Annotated in this window: 19 protein-coding genes and 2 pseudogenes; 12 read left to right on the plus strand and 9 right to left on the minus strand. The window is 65.6% G+C overall.

Annotation, left to right across the window (positions count from 1 at the left end; all coding sequences use genetic code 11):
* Positions 1-88: 88 nt before the first annotated feature.
* The 3 genes and pseudogenes from Mterra_RS02195 to Mterra_RS02205 all read left to right on the plus strand — a co-directional run.
* Complete coding sequence (locus Mterra_RS02195; RefSeq protein WP_119313671.1) at positions 89-1,045, plus strand: ABC transporter ATP-binding protein; 957 nt, start codon at positions 89-91, stop codon at positions 1,043-1,045.
* A complete protein-coding gene (locus Mterra_RS02200; protein ID WP_119313672.1) occupies positions 1,029-1,823 on the plus strand; it encodes an ABC transporter permease in 795 nt (264 codons plus the stop codon). The genes Mterra_RS02195 and Mterra_RS02200 overlap by 17 nt, the downstream gene beginning before the upstream one ends.
* A 534-nt stretch (positions 1,824-2,357) precedes the next feature.
* Positions 2,358-2,816, plus strand: a pseudogene (locus Mterra_RS02205) (magnesium chelatase subunit ChlI family protein); the annotation flags it as partial.
* A gap of 190 nt (positions 2,817-3,006) precedes the next feature.
* Here Mterra_RS02205 and Mterra_RS02210 read toward each other — a convergent pair.
* The 6 genes from Mterra_RS02210 to Mterra_RS02235 form a co-directional block, all read right to left on the minus strand.
* Positions 3,007-4,446, minus strand: coding sequence for a nitrilase-related carbon-nitrogen hydrolase (locus Mterra_RS02210; RefSeq protein WP_119313673.1), 1,440 nt, complete (start codon positions 4,444-4,446; stop codon positions 3,007-3,009).
* 26 nt (positions 4,447-4,472) lie between these two features.
* Positions 4,473-5,309, minus strand: coding sequence for a hypothetical protein (locus tag Mterra_RS02215; RefSeq protein WP_147372505.1), 837 nt, complete (start codon positions 5,307-5,309; stop codon positions 4,473-4,475).
* Positions 5,310-5,432: 123 nt separating this feature from the next.
* Positions 5,433-5,960, minus strand: a complete 528-nt coding sequence (locus Mterra_RS02220) for a hypothetical protein (protein ID WP_147372506.1) — start codon at positions 5,958-5,960, stop codon at positions 5,433-5,435.
* Positions 5,957-6,571: a hypothetical protein gene (locus tag Mterra_RS02225; RefSeq protein ID WP_147372507.1), complete on the minus strand. Its 615-nt coding sequence runs from the start codon at positions 6,569-6,571 to the stop codon at positions 5,957-5,959. Before Mterra_RS02225 ends, Mterra_RS02220 begins: the two co-directional genes overlap by 4 nt.
* Positions 6,572-6,596: 25 nt before the next feature.
* Positions 6,597-7,040 carry a hypothetical protein gene (locus Mterra_RS02230; protein ID WP_119313677.1) on the minus strand — a complete coding sequence of 148 codons (444 nt, stop codon included), beginning with the start codon at positions 7,038-7,040 and terminating at the stop codon, positions 6,597-6,599.
* 9 nt (positions 7,041-7,049) lie between these two features.
* The gene (locus tag Mterra_RS02235; protein ID WP_147372508.1) at positions 7,050-8,588 is read right to left on the minus strand and encodes a hypothetical protein; all 1,539 of its coding nucleotides are present in this window, start codon (positions 8,586-8,588) and stop codon (positions 7,050-7,052) included.
* A 297-nt stretch (positions 8,589-8,885) separates the two neighbouring features.
* On the opposite strand from Mterra_RS02235, the gene Mterra_RS02240 reads away from it, so the two are divergent.
* Together Mterra_RS02240 and Mterra_RS22985 are read left to right on the plus strand one after the other, a co-directional pair.
* Positions 8,886-9,038 carry a type II toxin-antitoxin system VapB family antitoxin gene (locus tag Mterra_RS02240; RefSeq protein ID WP_119313679.1) on the plus strand — a complete coding sequence of 51 codons (153 nt, stop codon included), beginning with the start codon at positions 8,886-8,888 and terminating at the stop codon, positions 9,036-9,038.
* 277 nt (positions 9,039-9,315) lie between these two features.
* A pseudogene (locus Mterra_RS22985) lies at positions 9,316-9,653 on the plus strand (magnesium chelatase subunit ChlI family protein); the annotation flags it as partial.
* Between the two features lie 5 nt (positions 9,654-9,658).
* On the opposite strand, the gene Mterra_RS22130 reads toward Mterra_RS22985, so the two are convergent.
* Together Mterra_RS22130 and Mterra_RS02250 are read right to left on the minus strand one after the other, a co-directional pair.
* The gene (locus tag Mterra_RS22130; protein WP_169730620.1) at positions 9,659-9,832 is read right to left on the minus strand and encodes a hypothetical protein; all 174 of its coding nucleotides are present in this window, start codon (positions 9,830-9,832) and stop codon (positions 9,659-9,661) included.
* Between the two features lie 37 nt (positions 9,833-9,869).
* A complete protein-coding gene (locus Mterra_RS02250) occupies positions 9,870-10,118 on the minus strand; it encodes a dodecin family protein (RefSeq protein ID WP_027891173.1) in 249 nt (82 codons plus the stop codon).
* Between the two features lie 128 nt (positions 10,119-10,246).
* Between Mterra_RS02250 and Mterra_RS02255 the strand changes: the two genes are divergently transcribed.
* Positions 10,247-10,627: a metallopeptidase family protein gene (locus Mterra_RS02255; RefSeq protein WP_119313680.1), complete on the plus strand. Its 381-nt coding sequence runs from the start codon at positions 10,247-10,249 to the stop codon at positions 10,625-10,627.
* 227 nt (positions 10,628-10,854) lie between these two features.
* Here Mterra_RS02255 and Mterra_RS02260 read toward each other — a convergent pair whose 3' ends face one another.
* Complete coding sequence (locus Mterra_RS02260; protein WP_119313681.1) at positions 10,855-11,922, minus strand: glucose-1-phosphate thymidylyltransferase; 1,068 nt, start codon at positions 11,920-11,922, stop codon at positions 10,855-10,857.
* Positions 11,923-12,127: 205 nt separating this feature from the next.
* On the opposite strand from Mterra_RS02260, the gene Mterra_RS02265 reads away from it, so the two are divergent.
* The 6 genes from Mterra_RS02265 to Mterra_RS02290 form a co-directional block, all read left to right on the plus strand.
* Complete coding sequence (locus Mterra_RS02265) at positions 12,128-13,093, plus strand: LacI family DNA-binding transcriptional regulator (RefSeq protein WP_119313682.1); 966 nt, start codon at positions 12,128-12,130, stop codon at positions 13,091-13,093.
* Positions 13,094-13,117: 24 nt separating this feature from the next.
* Complete coding sequence (locus Mterra_RS02270) at positions 13,118-14,353, plus strand: extracellular solute-binding protein (RefSeq protein WP_119313683.1); 1,236 nt, start codon at positions 13,118-13,120, stop codon at positions 14,351-14,353.
* A gap of 62 nt (positions 14,354-14,415) precedes the next feature.
* Complete coding sequence (locus Mterra_RS02275) at positions 14,416-15,507, plus strand: carbohydrate ABC transporter permease (RefSeq protein ID WP_119313684.1); 1,092 nt, start codon at positions 14,416-14,418, stop codon at positions 15,505-15,507.
* A gap of 25 nt (positions 15,508-15,532) precedes the next feature.
* Positions 15,533-16,906 (plus strand): carbohydrate ABC transporter permease, encoded by a 1,374-nt coding sequence (locus tag Mterra_RS02280; protein WP_119313685.1) that lies wholly within the window; start codon positions 15,533-15,535, stop codon positions 16,904-16,906.
* A 91-nt stretch (positions 16,907-16,997) separates the two neighbouring features.
* A complete protein-coding gene (locus Mterra_RS02285) occupies positions 16,998-18,827 on the plus strand; it encodes an amylo-alpha-1,6-glucosidase (protein ID WP_119313686.1) in 1,830 nt (609 codons plus the stop codon).
* A 324-nt stretch (positions 18,828-19,151) separates the two neighbouring features.
* On the plus strand, positions 19,152-20,192 hold a 1,041-nt coding region (locus Mterra_RS02290), incomplete at its 3' end, for a CCA tRNA nucleotidyltransferase (RefSeq protein WP_147372509.1).

Genomic DNA, 20,192 nt, shown 5'->3' on the forward strand with positions numbered 1-20,192 from the left:
CAAACGTGCACAATCCCGTTCCCGTCTTCCAGGCTCGCCCCTTATCTTCACCCAGGCCCCAGCCGATCCTGGAGCAGGAGGGTAGCTTGTGAACCTCTACGTCATCCGCAAGCTCACCAAACGCTACGGGGCGCGGGGAGTGCTGGCCAACGACGCGATCTCCCTCGACATCCGCCAGGGGGAGATCCTGGGGGTTTTCGGGCCCAATGGGGCCGGGAAGACCACCCTGGTGCGCCAGATCACCGGGCTCCTGAGGCCCACCTCCGGGCAGATCGAGCTGCTGGGCCACGACGTGGTGCGCCACCCTGGGGCAGTGCCGCGCCACGTCAGCTTTTATGGCCAGCGGGCCCCTATCTTGCGCAACTACAGCGTCGCAGAGGTGCTGGTCTACGCCGGGGTGCTGCGGGGCTTTTCGGTGTTAAAAGCCCACCAACAGGCTCAGGCCCTGCTGGAGCGCTTCGACCTGCTGCCCATTGCCAAGCGGCGGCTGGCCCAGCTTAGCGGGGGACAGGTGCGCCTACCCACCCTGCTGTCGGCGTTTATGGGGAAGCTTCGAGGCGTGGTGTTGGACGAACCCACCAACGAGCTGGACCCGGCCAACCGCCAGCGGCTGTGGCAGTTCTTGGAGGAGCTGCGCAGCCAGGGGGTGACGGTGGTGCTCACCAGCCATAACCTGGCCGAGGCCGAGCGTTACGTGGAGCGGGTGGCGTTCATCAACCACGGGCGTCTGGTGGCCCTGGGCACCCCAGGGGAACTCAAGCGGACGGTGAGCGAGCGGGTGCGTCTGGAGGTTCGGGTCAAGGAGCCCTATCTCCTCCAGGCCGAGGCTCGGCTTAGGACATTGCCCGACTGTCGTAACCCCAGGCCCGGTTTCTTTGAGCTCACCGCCAGGCCGGAGGAGGCCCAAGCGCTTTTGGGCCGGGTGCTGGAGGAGGTGGGGATGGAGGCTCTGGACGATTTCCGCCTGGTCACCCCCAGCATGGACGATGTGTATGTGCTGCTGACTGCTCAAAAAACCGGAGGTGTAAGTGAAGTCGAGGTCTGACTCTACCATTCCATCCGAGCTTCCCCTCCCCGCTGGCCCAGCCAAAACCCTACGCGACTTCTTCTGGCTGCTCAGGGCCGAGCTCTTCGTGCTGCGCGAGGAGTGGTTCTGGTACCTGCTGCAAGCCAGCTTCGTCAGCCTCTCTTATCTGGCCTTCCTGTGGTTCCTGATCGGGCCCCAAGCCCCGTCTGCCGCAGAGAACCTGATCGTAGGTAGCCTGGTGATGAGCCTGAGCTTCGCCGGGATGCTCTCGCTGGGCCAGCATATCGGCTACCTGAAGGAACTCCAGGCCTTCGACTACTACGCCGCCCTGCCTCTCTCCAAAGGAGCTTTCGTCGCCGCCCTTACCACCCGGGGAATGCTTTTGAGCCTGCCCGCCACCCTCCTGATTGGGTTTCTGGCCGTGGTGTTTTTTCACGTGCCGTTTACCGGGCTGAGCGTCCTGGTTCTCTTGCTCTCGGCCTACGCCATGGCCGGCTTCGGTGCGGTGATCGGCTTCTACAGCCCCACCGCTCAGGTAGCCAGCCTGCTCACCCAGATTCTCCAGACCGTGATCATCTTCTTCGCCCCGGTCTACTATCCCCCCTCGGTACTGCCGGAGCCGCTGCGGCTGTTGGCCTACCTCTGGCCCACCACCCACTCGGCGCTGGCCCTCAGGGGGTCGCTGGTGGGGGAGCTGGACCCTGGCACCCTGGTTACGATCGCAGTGCTGGTCCTGTACTGTTTGGTCTCGCTGGTGCTAGTCCCCTTGCGGCTGGACTGGCGGGGGCGGAGGTGAGCGCGGGTTGTTTGTGATCGGCCTGGGGTCGCGTCCGCCTAGGTTGGCGTACTGGCATATGCAAAGCCCTCAACCATTCCCCGGCAGCTCTACTCACACCCCCCTGCTGCCCCGTTTTGTAAGTGCCAGCCATCCTCCCCGGTGGGCAACCCGGAGGAGTATCCCCCCAGGGCCGCCCTCCCTGCAGTACCAGGAAGACAGCCTCCTCGAGGTAACACTTCGCTTAGCGGGATGGAGCTCCCTTGCCTTTGCCCTGAACCAGAGGCGCTAACCTCTGCCATAGCGCATCGGGGCAGGGCTAGGGGTACGAGGGTCAGGAGCCTCTCTTGAGAAGGTCGCGCTGGCCGAATACCCACCGCCAGGCCGTCCCGTTGCTCACCCCGTACTTCCGGGCCAGACTGCGGGGGCTGGCCCCTGTCCGACGGTGCTCCTCGAGCAGGGCAGCCCGTACTTCCTCTTTCCCCGACGGCCCCGGCTTCTTGCGGGGCAGAAGGTACCCCACCTGAGCGGGAATACCCCGATTGCCCTGCACACGCCTGCCCCTGCGGGTGGTTCGGCGACCCCGAGCGCAACTGCGCCTGCACCCCCGCCCAGCGAATGCGCTACGCCGGCCGCATCTCCGGCCCCCTCCTCGACCGCTTCGACCTGGTGGTGGAAGTGCCCCGCCTCACCCCCGAGGAGCTGGCTCGAGCCCCCGAGGGCGAGTCCACCGCAGCGGTGCGAGAACGGGTGCTGGCGGCAAGGGAAAGGATGAAGGCCCGCCAGGGGAAGCTCAACAGCGAGCTGCTGGGCCGGGCCCTGCGCCAGCACACCCCCCTTTCCCCCTCCGGTGAGGCCCTCTTACACGCGGCCACCAAACGCTTAGCCCTCACCGCAAGGAGCTACGACCGCATCCTGCGGGTGGCCCGCACCATCGCCGACCTGGCGGGGGCAGAGGGGATCGGAGAAGCCCACCTGGCCGAGGCGCTGACCTACCGGAGGAGTCTGGCGTGAGGATCATATGAAACAAGCATCCCTGCCTCACTAGAATGGGAGCAGTATGGCGTGCTATTGCGGCGCGGTCTGCGGTTCGGCTCCTCTTCCCCGAACTTCTTTGCGCAGGCTCTTGCAGGAACTCCGTGCCTTAGGAGGAGCAGGTGGCACGTGTTTATGCGGGATATTCGGGCAATGCAAGTTTTGAGTTTTAAAGAAAGTCGCGCCTGCCTTGATGATCCCTCTCGGCTTTTCTGTGCAGCCCTTTCCACAGAAGGCTCACCAAAGTAGCGCACGTGACTGCCACCAAAATGTAGCTCAATTGGGCTGAAAAGTGCGCCGCGTTGGTGAGGCCGGAGTAGAGCGGGACGGATATTGCCCGGCGTTCGGAGCTAGCCCAGGGCATTCGCCACACTACTTTGCCTTTGGCATCTGTCATCGAGGTGTTCCCCGCCATCCCGACAAACAGCGCGACCCTCCCGGTCTCCGCCGAACGTACCTGCACACTCCTGAGCTGTAGAGCGGTGGCTGGAGGGCTTTGGGTGTTGGAAAGAAACAGCAGGGCTTGCGCTCCATTATGGACGGCTTTCAGGCCGATCCGCTCAAAGGAAGACTCGTAGCAAATACCCACGCCCAGAATCACATCACCGAAGCGGAGGGTGTTGGTTTGCCGCTCATTGCCCGCCTGAAGCCGGGCGTCCTCCTCTATTGGTACCAGGAAGATCTTGTTATAGCGGGCGGTAACCCGCCCTTTTTGTAACAGAACGACGGAGTTGTAAACCAAGGACTGGCTGCGGATGGTGCCCCCAATAAGCAAGTTGTCGTGGGCGAGCAGCCCTAGGTGGTCGGTGTCGAAGTCATAGTTGAACAGGCTGCTCTCAGGCAACACATTTAGCGCCCCACCCCTGAGTTGCGGGGAGAGTTCGCGGCGCAAGTAGTCCTCGCTGCGTGTGACAAAATGCTCGCCGTCCCCAACGATGCCTGGCTGCACCAAGTTGACCTCGAGGTAGCCCTCAAGCCGCGGCTGCGGTAACGCGCTGCTCAGCACGATGGCGAGGGCTACCCCGATGGCGAACACCGCCACACCGGTAGCCCGGTGGTGGTAAAAGGCCCACAGGCCCAGCAGCAGGGCGGCATAGATTACAAAGCTCGCCCCGTACATCCCTAGTTGCGCGTAAAGCCCAGACAACGCGGGAGAGAAGAGGTAGTAACCGTGTGAGAACGGAACCGCGCGGTTGTGCAGCAGGTCGGGGTCGGAGCACACTCGGTCGAATAAGCTCATCGAGGATGCAAACAGCAGGATACGCGACGGGGTGAGCGTACTGGGGAAGGTGGCGGTGGCAACGGCGGAAAGCGCCGTTATATATAGAATGACCAGCGCGTATAACGTGGCGATGGCCGCTGGTTCTATGCTGTACAGGCCGAATAGGGAGCGGGTAACGAGCAGATTGATGCTGAAAAGGTAGCTCGCCATAACCAGGCCCCGGTTCTGCCATGAGGCCTGTCGGTGGGCCAAGGCGAAGACGGCCAGGAGGGCCAACGGCGAAATCCAAGCAGGCAGTGGCCCGGTGACGCTGAGGTAGCCCAGGCCACCAAGACCAGCGGACAAGGCCAGGGGCAGCGGAGCCGCTATGGTGAGCTTAACCTCCATAAACGGCCTAAGCAGGCTGGTGCTATTCACCGTATCGCCCCACGAAGGGTGAAGGCGGGCCAGATCGGGGTCACTTCTACCGGCTGCTTGGCGGAAGCTCCGTAGGAGTAGAGCGAGTAGCAGTGGACTAGGCCCAGTTCACCCTCGGCGGGCACCTCGAGCATTGCCCTGACGGTTGCGTATTGGTTTGCTGGCAGCCGCAGTGTGATGAGAGATTGACCGCCCACGAAGGCGAGCTGTGTGTCGTTATGTAAGCAGACGAGATGGTACGTCGTGGCCCTGGCGGTGTCGTTGTAGATCAGCACCTCGACCGGTTGCCTCTCGGTGCTGGTGCGGATGATCCCCCCGAAGGTGTTGATCGCTGCTCCTACCGCCGAGATGTGGCTGAGGGTGGGCCTGTCAGGGTGTGCGGGTGTGCTGTCGGCGGGGCTGGCCCACTCGCCGAGTCCCTCCCCGTTAGCGACCGTGACTACGTCGGAAAGAAGCCTTGGCTCAAGCCGGGACAAATCCCCTTTACGCACCAGCTCACTGGCCGAACCGGTTTTGTCCGCGATGTGCCGGGTGAACACCACCGACACCGAATCCCGGAGGCTGATGCGTAAGGGCACCGAGCGCGTCGCGGGCCGGTCGCAGGCCACAGCGATGTTGGACTCGATGTGCTGCAAGCGCCCGTTCACGAACACGAAAGCGTCAAAATTCATTGTCGGCACCGGAGCTTTAGCCAGTGCGAGGCGTAGGTCGAGGCTGGAGCGGTCCCCTGCGGGACTGAGCGCCACGCCGTTAGTGAAACCGGCTTCGTTCGCCGAAAAACACCCGGCCCGCTGAGCGGAAAGGGGGGCAGCGGCGAAAAACTTAAGGCCCACAGAGGCCAGGACAGCGACAGCTATTAACAGCAGTAGAGCTTCTCGCACGGTTCTCCCCGCGTGCTTTAGCCCAGTCAAAGCGACGGGCCAAGGCGGAAATTCCCTGCCTCGGCCCATGCCTGCTTACCAGGGTTGCCAGGAGTATTGACCGCCGTTGTTATCCGAGTAGACGACGGTGCGGCCTCCGTTGGGGGTCGGGTCGTCGTTCGCAGGAAGGGCTTTGTGGAAGCCGTATCCGAGAATACCAGAGTAAAGGTTGGCAAAGTCCGCGCAGTTGTAGGTGTACGTTGTGTCGGCAGTGAGCGCACCCATGTTCCCGCTGTAGCTCTCTTTATAGTCCGACTGGGCCACGAGTTGCCTACCGCCTGCGAAGGTTGTGAAAACCAGCACCGCCTTGGCCGCGAGATACCTGGGGTAGTACAGGTTGGCGACGGGGCGGTTGCTGGAGGTGGTGGCGGTGTTGCGAGCGGTGGCTGATCCCCTGCCCATCTGGGCCACGCAGTCCGCTTTGGGATCCGACGCGCGAGAAGCTCCCTGCACGGTAAAGGGGTCGCTTGTCGAGCGGCCGGGGGAAGGTTTAGCGGAGACCAGGCTCAGGCTCGAGGCCAAGACCAAACCGCACAACAGCGGGTAAAGGATTTTCCAGCTCATCGTACATCCCTCCCCTGACGCGCAGCGATCCGGCTCTCGAGAATGGTGCGGAAGCTACGGCCGCTCATCACAGCTAGCCTTGCAGGCGCGCTCCTTTGGTCGGCCATACTCGCGAGCGTTCTCAAGTCGTCAATGCTCAACTCGCCGTCCACCGATAGCTCACGCACGTCGCGCACACTCAACCCGACCTTTTCCAGCTCCGATCGCATCTCGTCGGGGGTGGCGTTGAACAGGAACTGGAGCTCCGACCCCTCGAGCACGTTCATCGCCTCCACACTCACGTTATACGGGGTGGTCTCCTGCAAACCTTGGTACACACCGCTTGGTATGTACCAGTCTCCGACCTCGATATATCCCTCGTTCGGGTTGGTCGAGAGGACGTGGAGCGACTGGGTGCTGAGATCGCCCCTGGCGCGGATGTCCTGTGCCGTCAGGTAAAGCTTGCCCTTAGGGAGTGGTTTTACCTCTCCAATGTCTTTGACGTTGAAATAGTCGAGGGAATCCGAGGCTGTCATCACCCGTTTGCCCACCGAGTCCGTGGCCTTTTGCGTGCCACAACCGGCCACCAACAAGGCCAAACCCGCCAACACCGCTAAACCCACTGCTTTCACCGTTCTCCTCCTAAACATGCCGACCTTACCTTCTCGCGCTGAGGTCGTTCACCACGAAGCGTATGGACCGTGTTTTTCCTTTCCCCTTTTCCGTGAAACTCACCAAGACCACCACGCCCCGCTGACCTGTGGGAGGGGGTGGCTGGCCCGGCTTGTTCTTAACGTTGAGCACCAGCATTTCGCCGAACCGCGCCTGCCGCTGGTTGAGGCTGACGTCATACCCCGAGGACTCAGGGGTGAGCCAGAACCACTGGTTGTCCAGAGCAGGGTCAGCGGTGTCGGTCTTGCGCAGGGTGAAATAGAAGCTGTAGCTGTCGAAGGGTTTGGTGATCACCCAGTAGCCATCACTCTCCAAAATGGAGCGGGAGTAAGTGCCGCCCACCACCTCGGCCTCGATGGGGTAAGCCGGGTACACCAAGCTGCACGCGCTTAGGCTAAGGGTTAGCAATATCAAGGTCGCAGCTCTCACAACACCTCCTTAGGGACAAGGGGTGAGCCCAACTCCGCGCCAGCACCTGGAAAACTCGGGCAGCAGGGGGGTTTCGGGGACAATTGCGCCCTGGGGAATGACGTCTCCGCTCAGGCTAATCCCCAGGATGTTGACTCCTGCCATCACTCTGCCATCCAGCCCGCCGTAGATTCCCGCCTGTAAGCGGGTCACGGGCTGGTTGGGGTCTTGAATGTTATATTCGACTCCAGCAGTGATCTTTGGTCCGGCATAGGGCTCGAGGGCCGCCGCTAGCCCCACCGTACCGTAGAGATAAACCCCGGCCTGTACGCTCAGGTTAGCCCTGTACCTGAGGGTGGTGGTAATGCTGGCCGTTCCCGACAAGGCCAAAGGGTTGGAGTAGGGGTTCCAGGCGGTGAACTGCTGTCGCAGCGCCTCTACCTTCTCGGCGACGTTGTTCACCGGCTTGCACCCCCAGTAACCGTTGGCAACGGTATTCCCACAGTAGAAGCCGTACTGCACCGGGCTCTGCTCGGTTCCAAGGTTGAAAGAGACGTTGGGTATGCTGCTGCTCACCGCCACGCCCGCGTTCCCTTGGATGCTCAAAGTGCCACTGAGCCCACCCTGTAGGATCACTTTAGGGGTGACAACCACTGGGATAGGGCCGATCCAGAACACTCCTACCCCACCAGTAGTGTCGAGGAAAGTCTGGCTAACACCGGGGAGATTCACGGTCTGGCTGAGACCGGGGGCCTGCACGTTGTAGGCGATGGAGGTCTCCACTCTTGCCCAGCCATTGGCCCACGCGCCGAAACCCTTGAGGTAGGGGAAGATGAACCACCAGCCGATGTCCACATTCACGGTCATCCAAAGCTTTAGCTGAATGCACGCGCTGCGGTTGACGATTCCTAGAGGCATCGCCGCAGGGGGTGGGGTCTCGCAGCGCCCCCCATCGACGGGAAAGAAATCCCACTGCGGAGCGAGTTGTTGGACTGATTCGGGCGTGAGGTAATCCGGCAGGGTCAGGTTTTGCGGTGCACCCGCCTTGGGAACGGCCAAAACCGAGACGTTCACCGGCACGGTGTAGCTGGTCTGCTGTATGTCCTCCGGCTTCAAGTCAGAGCCTGCGATGGCCTCGGCCAGCGTGGCCGGGGAGGTCTCTACGGTGGCGGTTCCGTCGGGATTTTCCGTTATCGAGTCCACCTTGCGCAGCACCCCGTAAGGGGCCTTGTCGGTAGGCGGGCTGACGATCACCGTGCCCGGCTCAACCTGATCTACCTCGTCCACGCTCATCGCCCCCAATTCACCCTGCTTGCGGAGCGGCGGCACGGCGCGGGTGTCAATAGTGAGCTTGCCGTCTATCGAGAAGTCCTTTATGGTCTTCTGGGCAAAATCGGTGAGCACCTTAGTAACGGGGCGCTTTGCCGGCAGGCCCGTGTAAGCCGGAGGGGTGAAGGGGTAGTCCTTAGGAGCCGTTCTTTTCGTTGGCACAATCTCCGATGAGCACGAAGCTAGGGTCAGAACCAGCCCTGCACTCGCCAGCAACAACCAACCGCGCTTGCTCAACATGAAACCCCCAATCCTGGGCGCAACTAATGTGCGGCCTATTGGTTGTTGGAGAATATCCTAAAAGGAGGATAGTGTCAACTTCCGCGCCCCCTTAAGGCCAGGAGGTAATACCGCTCCACCCCCAGGAGCCGGGCCACAGCTGTGGTGCTTCGCCAACATGAACCCCCATCCTGGGGGTAATTTCCACGCCAAAGGGCTGCAATAGCACACGAACACGCGTTCTGGATGGCCAGGTGGCATTTTCACTCCTTGGAAGCACATTTAAATACACGCGGGCAGGTGTGTGCTCGGAGCACTGTGCCCCGCATCACCGTCGAGACCGACGAAGCCCTGCTGGAAGAGGCCCGCCGGGTTCTAGGGGTGCACACCAAACGCGAGGCCATCGAACGAGCCTTGCAGAAGCTGGTGCGCCAACAGCGCCGCCGGGCCATCCGGGTCCACGCCGGGTAGGTGGAGCTCGAGCTCACCCAGGAAACCTTGCGCGCGCTGCAGGAGTCCCGCTAGTGACCCGCATTTTATGTAGATACCTCGTCCTGGATTGAGTTTTAATCATCCCAGAGGGGCCGGTCGGGTCAAGCAACCCCTGAGCAAGGCCCTGGAGGTGCACAAAATCGGGCTTATCGCACCCGTGGCTTTGGAGCTTCCATCTAGGGCAAGGAGCGGGAAAGACCGTCAACTTCTTGGTCCCGACCTGCAAGCCCTGACCTGGCTGCCCTTAGGAAGCGAAGAGGTGCCGCGCCTGACGCCGCAGGAGCTGTCCCGGGCCCCCGAGGGGGAATCCACCGCAGTGGTGCGGGAGCGGGTGCTCGAGGCCCGTGAGCAGATGCGCTATGGGCAGGGCCGGCCCAGCAGCTCGCTGCTGGGCCACACCCTGCGCCAGCACGTCACCCTCTCGTCCCCACGGAAGCCCTGCTCCACGCGGCGGCCAAGCGCCTCACGCTCACCGCCCGCAGCTACGACCGCATCCTGCGCGTCGCCCGCACCATCGCCGACCTCGCCGGCTGTGAGGGCGTGCAGGAGGCCCACCTCGCCGAGGCACTGACCTACCGGCGCAGCCTGGCCTGAGCCCTTCAACCCAGCCAGAACAGCGCGAAGCCCACGACGCCCCCGACGGCCGAGGCCAGCACCAGCACGGGGAAGTGCTTGTGAAGGTTGGGGTTACTGGCCGCCAGCACGCGCCAGAGCAGCAATTCGACGGCCGAGAGCCCGAGCAGCAGCAGACCGGCGAGTTTGAGGGGTTCCACGTCCCCAGTGTAGCCGGTCGGGGGGGGTGGGCCAGGTCTATTTGCGGCTGCGGTTGCTGCTTCGGGCCGGGGCCTTCTTGCCCTCGCTCTCGACGACGAAGGAGAGCTTGCAGTTGGCGCGGTAGGCCACGACGGCGCCGTCCTCCACGATGGCCTGCAGGTCCTGCACCCAGATGCTGCGGATGCCGCGCACCGTCTTGGAGGCTTCCTCGAGGGCCTGCTGGGCCGCGTCCTCCCAGCTCTTGGGCGATTCGGCGATGATCTCGATGACCTTCACTACCGCCATGTCCGACCTCCTTTTTCTGAAGCCAGAACATTGTACACCCGCCGCGAAGCCCCGCGCTCGCGCCCTCGCTGCCGGCTTTGTGACCCCGCTTTACCCGCGCTTCATCATCCGGCCCCACACTGGGGGCGATGACCTTCGACGAGTTCCTCGACACCGCCTACCGCCTGTGGGACCAGATCCCTGAGGCGTTCAAACGCGGCCTGCACGGAATGCACGTCCTCGAGCACCTCAAGCCCGACCCCGACGAGCCGGGCCTGTTCCGCCTGGGCGAGTACGTAAGCCCCGGCTACCCCACCGTGCTCGGCGGCTTCGACGGCTTAGGCCGCCACATCGCCCTCTACTACGGCTCCTTCCGCGCCGTGGCCTACCCCGGCTTCGACTGGGAGGGCGAGATCTGGGAAACCCTCATCCACGAACTGCGCCACCACCTGGAATTCCTCGCCGGCCGCGACGACCTGGTGGCGGAGGACCTCGAGTACCTGCGCCAGTACCGGCAGGGAAAGCGGTAAGCGGTAAGCTTTCAGCCGTCAGCCCTCAGCGAAAGGCCCGTGGTGAAACCCCTCCCGTGGGGAGGGGGTATCCCCCCTGCCCCCCTTGCTAAGGGGGGTGAAGAAAAGGGCGTTTGGCGTCTGGCGTCTGGCGTTTGGCGTCTCGCGTACGACGTACGACGTACGACCCGCACCCCACGTACGACCCGCACCCCACGTACGACCCGCGCCCGGCTATCGGCACCCCTCTACCCCAACTCCACGCTCGACAAATCCCCCAGCACCAGCTTGTGCGCCCGGGGCAGGCCGTTGCGGCTGCCGACCTTGGCGCCCACGCCCAAAATGCACTCGTGCAGGCGTAGGGGCACGTCCTCCAGCAGCGCGTCCTCCTCGAGGATCGAGAACTCCACCTCGGCGCGGCGCACCGTAGCGCCCGGGCCCACGGAGGTGAAGGGGCCGATGTAGGCGCTCTCGACGTGGGCCCCGGCGGCGATGTGGGCGGGGCCGAGGATGGTCGAGTCGCGCACCACCGCGCCCTCCTCCACCACCACTCTGCCGGTGATCTGGCTGTCGCTGACGTAGCCCTCGAGCACGGGGACGGGGCTGGGCTGCTCGACGAGCAGCAGGCGGTTGGCGTCGAGGAGGTCGCTGGGGCGGCCGGTGTCCTTCCACCAGCCCTCGATCTCGCGGCCCAGCACCTCCCGGCCCCGGTCGATGAGGCCCTGGATGGCGTCGGTGATCTCGTACTCGCCGCGGGCGCTGGGCTCGAGGGTGGCGATGATGTCCATGATCTCCGGGCCGAAGACGTACACCCCGGCCACGGCTAAGTCGGAGGGGGGGTCTTTGGGCTTCTCCAGCAGTTTGACCACGTGGCCCTGCGGGTCGAGCACCGCCACCCCGAACTGGCGGGGGTCGGGCACCTTGACCAGGGCGATCACCGCGCTCACGCCCGGCTGGAAGGCCTGGGTGAAGGCGGTGATGCCGCGCTGGAAGAGGTTGTCGCCCAGGTAGAGCACGAAGGGGCTGCCCGCGAGCCACTCCCGCGCCGAGCCCACGGCGTGGGCCAGGCCTAAGGCCTGCTCCTGCACGATGTACTCCAGGCGAATGCCGGGGAAGTCGGCGAGGGAGAGCTGGAAGTCTTCCTTGTTGTAGGGCGAGACCACGATGCCCACCTCGCTCACCCCCGCCTCGCGGAGGTTCTCGAGCGCGTAGTGAATGATGGGCTTTCCTGCAATGCGGAAGAGGTGCTTGGGCCGGGTGTGGGTCAAGGGTCGCAACCGAGTGCCGCGCCCGGCGGCCAGAATGAGACCTTTCATACTCATGCCCCTACGATACCAAGCCCCTTCGGAGGGCCGGGTTGGAAGGGGTTGGCAGAATTTCGTAAACGTTTTCACACGTGCGTCACCCAATTCTCACGCGAACCAATCCCTTCCCCATGAGCTTCGCTTCCTGAAGCCTTGACATGGGCGAGGTGGAGGCATAAAGTACCAAGCATAGATTCGTAAACGCTTACAAGGGTCCATGAGCCGCAAGCGTATACCCACCATCCACGACGTGGCACGCCTGGCCGGGGTTTCCACCGGCACGGTGAGCCGCGCCCTCAACGCCCGCTCGGGGGTGCACCCCGTCACCCGCCAGCGGGTGATGGAGGCCGTCAACAAGCTGGGGTACGTGCCCTCGGTGGCCGCGCGGGAACTGGCCGGGCGCACCGAGGCGGTGGGGGTGATGGTCACGCCCCGGGTCTGGAAGTACTCCCCCTACTTCATCCTGCTGTTCGAGGCCCTGGACGAGGCCCTGTGGCAGGAGGGCTACAAGCTCGTCGAGGTCCCCATGAGCCCCAGCGGCGAGCCCCTGCAGCCGGCGGCGGGCTACATCGTGCTGGGCGCCCACGACCACGACCCGCGCCTCGAGCGCATGCGGCAGAAGCACCCCAACAGCGTGCTGGTGGGGGTGCACCCCGGGATGTTCTGGGTCGCCCCCGACGACCCCGGCGGGGCCTACGCCGCCACCCAGCACCTGCTCGAGCTCGGCCACCGCGACGTCGCCCACCTGGGCGCCGCGGGCCAGGTGGGGCGCGAGCGCTTCGAGGGCTACCGCCAGGCCCTCACCGACTACGCCGTGCCCTACCGCCCCGAGCTGGTGCTCAACGGGGCCTTCACCACCCTGCCGGCCTACCGGGCGGTGCGGCGGGCCTGGGAGGGCGGGCTGCGCTTCAGCGGCCTGTTCGCCGCCTCCGACGAGATGGCGCTGGGGGCCATCGCCGCCCTGGAAGACCTCGGCCTCGACGTCCCCCACGACGTCTCGGTGGTCGGCTTCGACGACCTGCCCGACCTCGAGCGCCCCCTCACCACCGTACGGCAGGAGATCCCGGCCATCGCCAAGGCGGCGGTGGCCCTTCTGAAAGAGGCAACCTCCCATGCACCCCCGCGGGGTGTACGGGTCGGCGTGCAGTTGGTTGTCCGGGACACCACGGCCCGCAGGCGCTAATTCCGTGGATACGAGGAGGAAGGCATGAAGAAGTTGTGGCTAGCAGCATTGGCAGTCGCCGGGCTCGGCACGGGCCTGGCCCAGACCGTGGTCAAACTGCAGGGCTTCGGGGGCAACGACACCGCCATCATCTCGAGCCTGCTGAAGGAAGTGGTCAACCCGGCGGTGGAGAAGGACGGCATCCGCGCGGAGTACCAGGGCATCGAGGGCGACTACAAGGCCGCTTTGCTCAACGCCCTGGCCGCCGGCACCGCGGGCGACCTGTTCTACGTCGATATCTTCTGGTCGGAGCCGGTGTTCGCCTCGGGCAAGGTCGAGCCGCTCAACGCCTACTTCACGCAGAAGGAGCTCGGCGTGTTCGTGCCCAGCCTGCTCAACGCCTTCAGCTTCAAGGGCAAGATCTACGGCCTGCCCAAGGACTTCAACACCCTGGCGGTGCAGTTCAACAAAGACCTCTTCGACGAGGCCGGGGTCAAGTACCCCAACCAGGCCGACACCTGGGACACCTTCAAGGCCAAGCTCAAGGAAGTGCAGACCAAGCTGAAGGACGTGGCCGGGCTGTGCGTGGTGGCCGACTTCGCCCGCTTCGGCGCCTTCGCCTACGCCACCGGCTGGAAGCCCTTCAACGCCCAGGGCAAGACCGTGCTCGACGCCAACTTCAAGCGGGCCTTCCAGTGGTACACCAGCCTGGTCAAGGACGGCGCGGGCCGCTACGCCCAAGACCTCGGCGCCGGCTGGACCGGCCAGTGCATCGGCGAGGAGAAGGCCGCGGTGTCCATCGAGGGCGCCTGGATCGGCGGCTTCCTCAAGGACAAGGCCCCCAACATGAAGTTCGGCACCACCTTCCTGCCGCTCGACCCCGTCACCAAGCAGCGCGGCAACTTCGTCTACACCGTGTCCTGGAGCATGAACGCGGCCTCGAAGAACAAGCAGGCGGCGGCCAAGGTGCTCAAGGCCCTCACCAGCCCCGAGGCCCAGAACTGGATCCTCACCCGCGGCCTGGCCCTGCCCAGCCGCAGCGCCCTCGCCAGCAGCCCGATTTTCCAGCGCGCCGACAAGACCGGCGAGCTCAACCGCGTGGTCTTCAACGGCTCGACCAAGCAGGGCGGGAACGTGCTGCCCTTCAAGTTCGGCGCCTACGACGGCGGCGACTGGATGCGGCCGATCAACGAGGCGCTGCAGGCCGTGATCACCGGCAAGAAGTCGGTGGACCAGGCCATCGCCGACGCCCAGGCCGAGATCAACAAATTGGTGAAGTAAGCCATGCCCGGCGCGAGGAGCAGGGGTGCTGCCCTGCTCCTCGCGCCAAAGCGGGGTGAGCCATGCAGAGTTCCAAGCGGAGTGAGGCGCTGTACGCGCTGCTTTTTCTTTCCCCGTTTTTGCTGCACCTGCTGATCTTTTTCATCTTCGCTTTCGTCCGCACCATCTGGTTCAGCTTCACCGATAAAACCACCCTCAACGAGAGCTACAACTTCGTCGGGCTACAGAACTTCGTCAAACTTTTCGGAGAAGAGCGGTTTTTGCTGGCGCTGCAACACTCCATCGGCTTCATGCTGGTCGTGACGACCATCCAGACCTTCCTGGCGCTGGCGCTGGCGGCGGTGCTCAACCAGCGCCTGCGCGGGATCGCCTTCTTCCGCACGGTCTACTACGTCCCCAGCGTGCTCTCCTCGGCCGCCGTGACCGTCATCGCCATCTGGTTCTTCCAGAAGACCGGCTTCCTCAACACCTTCATCGGCTGGGTGACGGCCCACGCGCCGGTGATCCTGGCGCTGGCCGGCGTCTTCCTGCTGGCCCAGGCGGTGCAGGTGGCCCTCGAGCGCGCTCGAGGCCTCCCCGTCGCCCCCACCGACCCCGCCCTCGCCGCCATCTCGCTGGTGGTGGCCGTCGGCCTGACCTGGGTGCTCAACGCCATGGGGCTGGTGGTGCCGCGCGAGCAGCAGCCCCCGGAGTTCACCTGGCTCACCAACGCCGACTCCTTCTTGGGCCTGCCCATCCCGCTGTGGAGCATCGTCATCCTCAACATCTTCACCACCATCCCCAGCCTCATGCTCATCTTCCTGGCCGGGCTGCAGGACATCCCCAAGAGCGTCTACGAGGCCGCGGCCATCGACGGGGCGACGCCGCTGCAGCAGTTCTTCCGGGTCACGGTGCCCATGCTGCGCCCGGTGACCTTCCTGGTCATCACCCTCTCGCTCATCGGCACCTTGCAGATGTTCGACCAGGTGGCCCTGATGGGCGACTCGGCCCCCCTCAACTCGATCATCGTCATGGCCTACTACGTCTACAACAGCGTCTTCAGCGGCGAGGGGCGCATCGGCGAGGCCTCGGCGGCGGCGCTGATCCTGGCGGGCCTGACCTTCGTCGTGGTCTTCCTGCAGCGGACTTTCGGGGTCTCGGAGAAGGCCCACTAGGGGGTGCACCGTGGCGACGCAAGCGATGGAACCCCGGCGCAAGTTCGACGAACGCTACCTCGCGCGGCAGCGCTGGGCCCGCGCCGGCTGGGTCTACGGCACCATGCTGGCGCTGGGGGTCTTCTTCATCGGGCCCTTCTACGTGGCCTTTTTAGGCAGCCTCAAGGACAACCCCCTCGAGTGGCCCTTCCGCGCCACCTTCGCCCAGGTCCTGCCCAAGAACTGGGCCGCGGCCTGGAAGCTGGGCCAGCAGGGCGCGGGCAACCCCCTGCTGGGCGGCTTCGCGCCCGGGGCGCTCATCCCCTTCGAGGTGACGTACTTCGTGCCGGCGGGCACCGAGCCCGCCACCCCCACCGTGACCGTGCCCGAGCGCCGGGCCGGGGCGGGCCTGGGGGCCATCTTCGACGAGGTGCAGGCCAGCGATTACGCGCAGGTCTCGCCGGTGGAGGAGGTGAGCCGCCGCCCGGCCCGCGTCGGGGAGCAGGAGGGGCAAGTGGTCACCTACCGCTTCACCATCAGCTACCCCCGGGGCGACCCCACCGCCTCGGAGGAGCGGCCCACCGCGCCGCGCCTGCCGCTGGACGTGGAGGCCCCGCGCGGCCAGGTCTTCCTCACCGCCACCCTCGACCCCAACCGCCTCGAGCGCCGCGGGCGGGTGGCGAGCTGGGACTCCGCCGCGCCGGGCTTTTTGGGCTACACCTTCAAGAACTACGTGCGGGTCTTCCGCGAGGCCCGCGACCCCAACACGGGCTCGAGCTTCTTTCTGCGCTGGACCGCCAACAGCTTCTTCGTCAGCCTGATGGCGGTGCTGATCAACCTGCTCTTCGCCTCGCTGGCCGGCTACGCCCTCGCCCGCATGTACCTGCCCGGCAAGGGGCTGCTCTTCGCGCTGATCATCCTGCTGATGGCGGTGCCGCAGCAGGCGATGTTCATCTCCAACTACCTGGTGCTGCGCGACCTGAGCCTGCTGGGCAGCCTGTGGGGCATGATCGTGTGGATCGGCATCGACATGGCTAAGGTCTTCCTGATGAAGCAGTTCTTCGAGGCCGTCCCGCGCGAGATCGAGGAGGCGGCGCTCATCGACGGGGCCAACCCCATCACCACCTTCTTCCGCATCATCCTGCCCATGGCCACGCCCGCGCTTGGGGCCCTGACCATCATGACCTTCCAGGGCATCTGGAACGAGTTCTTCAAGGCCGCCGTGGTGCTTTCGGGGCAGCAGGGCAGCTACACCCTGCCGCTGGGCCTGTCCTTCTTCCGCAGCGCCTACGGCGTGGCCGGCGACTGGGGCATGATGCTGGCGAGCGCCTTCCTCTCGATGATCCCCATCATCATCCTCTTCGTCGTGTTCCAGCGCTACTTCGTCGAGGGCGTCTCGACGAGCGCGTTGAAGGGCTAAGGGGCGATGGTCGATAGCCGGTAACGGATAGCCGATGGTCAACGGTAAAGCCAAGGGGCTGCCGGCTATCCGCCACGAATGAGGTCTTTTCATGCTGCCACTGAAAGAAGACGACACCTACGCCGTACTGTCCGAGCAGGGCATGGCCGACGGGGAGGAGCGGGGGTTCTACCGCCACGACACCCGCTACCTCTCGCGCTACGTGTGGAAGCTGCCGGGGTTCAGCCTGCTGGTCTCCGAGACCCCCCGCCCCGACCGGCTGGTGCAGCACTGGAGCCGCATCGAGGGGCCCTCGCAGGTGGTGGGGCTGCGCCGCGAGCTGGTGCTGGAGCGCGGGGGGTTCCGCGAGCGCCTCGAGCTGGAGAACACCTCGCTGCAGCCCCAGGACGTCGAGATCGCCCTCGAGGCCGCCGCCGACTTCATGGACCTCTTCGAGGCGCGGGGCTGGTACACCGTGCAGCGCGCCGTGACCGGCTTCTCCTACACCGCCGAGGACGGGCTGGAGGTCGCCACGCGCCTCGACATCACCCCCGACTCCCCCGGCCGCAACTGGCGCTTCGCCCTGGGGCCCAAGGAGCAGGCCCGCGTGGAGGTGCGGGGCGCCTTCGACAGCCCCTTCCACGCCCACGGGGTCGAGCTGCCGAGCTACGAGGAGTGGGCCCGCCGCTTCCCGCTGCACCTCGAGAGCGGCCGCAGCCAGCGGGTGCTCGAGCAGGCCATCTCCGACCTGCGGGCTTTGCTGTTCTCGCTGCCCGAGGGCTACTACCCGGCCGCCGGCATCCCCTGGTTCGTCTGCCCCTTCGGCCGCGACGCCCTCCTCACCGCCTACATGCTGCTGCCCTGGGGCGCCGACGTGGCCCGCGGCGTGCTGACCTACCTCGCCAAGCACCAGGGGCAGGTGGTGGACCCCTTCCGCGACGAGGAGCCGGGCAAGATCCTGCACGAGGTGCGCCAGGGCGAGCTCTCGCGCACCGGCAAGGTGCCCTTCATCCGCTACTACGGCACCGTCGATGCCACCCCGCTGTTCGTGATGCTGCTGCACGAGTACTGGCTGACCTGCGGCGACTTCGACCTGGTGCGCACGCTGCGGCCCAACTGGGAGGCCGCCCTGCGGTGGATGACCACCTACGCCGACCCTGACGGCGACGGGCTGCTCGAGTTCTCCCCCAACGAGCGGGGCCTCACGGTGCAGTCGTGGAAGGACTCGGGCGACTCGCAGAGCCACCGCGACGGCAGGCTGGCCCAGGGCCCCATCGGCGTGAGCGAGGTGCAGGGCTACGCCTACGCCGCCTACCGCGCCGCCGCGCAGTTCTACGGGGTGCTGGGCGAGGAGGCCGAGGCCGAGCGCTGGAAGGCCCGGGCGGCCGAGCTCAGGGGCGTGTTCCACGAGAAGTTCTGGCTGCCCGAGCTGGGCACCTACGCCATGGCCCTCGACGGGGACAAGAAGCCGCTCGAGGTGCTCTCCTCCAACCCCGGCCACCTGCTGTGGAGCGGCATCGTGCCCGAGGAGACCGCCCCCCGGCTCGTGCGCACGCTCTTCTCCGAGCCCCTGTGGAGCGGCTGGGGCCTGCGCACGCTGGGCGCCGGCGAGGCCCGCTACAACCCCCTCTCCTACCACAACGGCTCGGTCTGGCCCCACGACACCGCCCTCTTCGCCGGGGGCCTGGCCCGCTACGGCTTCTACGACGAAGCCCTCAAGGTCTCCGAAGCCCTCTTCCGCCTGGCGATGACCCAGCACGACCTGCGCCTGCCCGAACTCGTGGGCGGCTACCCCAAGCACGAGGGCGAACCCCCCGTCCCCTACCCCGCCGCCTGCCGCCCCCAAGCCTGGGACGCCGCCGCCGTGGTCTACATGCTGCGCCTGGCGCTCGAGATCGGCGACAAGCGCCCGGTACAGGGGCTGCTCGAGATCACGCGGTAAGGAAGCAGGAAGCCGTCAGCTATCAGCCACCAGCGAAAGGCTCATGGCTTGTAGCTCGTGGTGAAAGGAACCCCTCCCCGAGTGCGGGGAGGGCATATCCCCCCCAGCCCCCCTTGCCAAGGGGGGAACAAGTCGTCTCACGTTTCGCATCTTGCATTCGGCGTAAGACGTACGACGTACGACCCGCGTCTCGCGTTTTGCGTCTTGCGTTTTGCGTCTTGCGTCTTGCGTACGACGTACGACGTAGGACGTGCGACGTGCGACCCGCGCCCGGCTACCGGCCACCCACCACCGACAGGTACTCTGTAGCCGTTGACGCCGGCGATGAAGGACTACCGCGAAGTGATGCAACAGCTCTCCTTCCTGCCCGACCTGTACCTCGTCGGGGGCGCGGTGCGCGACATCCTGTTCGGCCGCGAGCCCGAAGACCTCGACTTCGCCACCTCGGCCCCGCCCGAGGAGACGCTGCGGCTGGCGAAGGCGCACGGCCTCGAGGCCGTCCCCACGGGCCTCGAGCACGGCACCGTCACGGTGCTCATCGAGCACCACCCCTTCGAGGTGACCACCTTCCGCCGCGACGTGGAGGCCTACGGGCGCCGGGCCAAGGTGGCCTGGGGCCGGGACATCCACGAGGACCTGGCGCGGCGCGACTTCACCATCGGGGCCATCGCCATGAGCGCTAAGGGGGAGGTGGTGGACCCCTTCGACGGGCAGCGCGACTACGAGGCCGGGCTGATCCGGGCCGTGGGCGACCCACGCCAGCGCTTCCGCGAGGACTACCTGCGGGTGATCCGCGCCGGGCGCTTCGCCGCGCGCTACGGCTTCAGCATCGAGGCCCAGACCCTCGAGGCCGCCCGCGAGGCCGCGCCCGCGGTGCTCAGCCACGTCGCGGTCGAGCGCGTGACGGCCGAGCTCGACAAGGCCTTCAAGGACCCCACCCCCAGCCGCTTCCTGCGCTACCTCTACGACCTCGAGATCCTCCAGCGCCTCATCCCCGAGTTCGAGGACACCCACCTGCTGCTGCAAAACCCCCGCTGGCACCCCGAGGGCGACGTGTTCACCCACGTCCTGGAGGTGGTGGACCGCGCCCCGCCCCCCTACCGCTGGCACGCCCTGCTGCACGACATCGGCAAGAAGGACACCGCGAAGTGGAAGGAGGAGGGCTGGTACAGCTTCCACCGCCACGAGGAGGTGGGCTCGAGGCTCATCCCCCGCATCGCCCGCGACCTGCGGCTCCCCAGCGCCCTGCGCGAGGAGCTGGTCGTCACCACCGCGCTCCACATGGTCCCCGCCTTCACCAAGCCCACCCCCCAGGCAGTCCGGGCCTTCCAGGCCAAAGCCGGCCCCCACCTCACCGCCCTCGAG

Source organism: Calidithermus terrae, from assembly GCF_003574345.1.
Taxonomy (GTDB): domain Bacteria; phylum Deinococcota; class Deinococci; order Deinococcales; family Thermaceae; genus Calidithermus; species Calidithermus chliarophilus.

Excerpts from the sequence above, each read along its gene's own strand:
- Mterra_RS02210 (WP_119313673.1), bottom strand. The coding sequence starts at position 4,446 with ATGGAGGTTAAGCTCACCATAGCGGCTCCGCTGCCCCTGGCCTTGTCC.
- Mterra_RS02220 (WP_147372506.1), bottom strand. The coding sequence starts at position 5,960 with ATGAGCTGGAAAATCCTTTACCCGCTGTTGTGCGGTTTGGTCTTGGCC.
- Mterra_RS02235 (WP_147372508.1), bottom strand. The coding sequence starts at position 8,588 with ATGTTGAGCAAGCGCGGTTGGTTGTTGCTGGCGAGTGCAGGGCTGGTT.
- Mterra_RS02250 (WP_027891173.1), bottom strand. The coding sequence starts at position 10,118 with ATGGCGGTAGTGAAGGTCATCGAGATCATCGCCGAATCGCCCAAGAGC.
- Mterra_RS02255 (WP_119313680.1), top strand. The coding sequence starts at position 10,247 with ATGACCTTCGACGAGTTCCTCGACACCGCCTACCGCCTGTGGGACCAG.
- Mterra_RS02260 (WP_119313681.1), bottom strand. The coding sequence starts at position 11,922 with ATGAAAGGTCTCATTCTGGCCGCCGGGCGCGGCACTCGGTTGCGACCC.
- Mterra_RS02265 (WP_119313682.1), top strand. The coding sequence starts at position 12,128 with ATGAGCCGCAAGCGTATACCCACCATCCACGACGTGGCACGCCTGGCC.
- Mterra_RS02270 (WP_119313683.1), top strand. The coding sequence starts at position 13,118 with ATGAAGAAGTTGTGGCTAGCAGCATTGGCAGTCGCCGGGCTCGGCACG.
- Mterra_RS02275 (WP_119313684.1), top strand. The coding sequence starts at position 14,416 with ATGCAGAGTTCCAAGCGGAGTGAGGCGCTGTACGCGCTGCTTTTTCTT.
- Mterra_RS02280 (WP_119313685.1), top strand. The coding sequence starts at position 15,533 with ATGGAACCCCGGCGCAAGTTCGACGAACGCTACCTCGCGCGGCAGCGC.
- Mterra_RS02285 (WP_119313686.1), top strand. The coding sequence starts at position 16,998 with ATGCTGCCACTGAAAGAAGACGACACCTACGCCGTACTGTCCGAGCAG.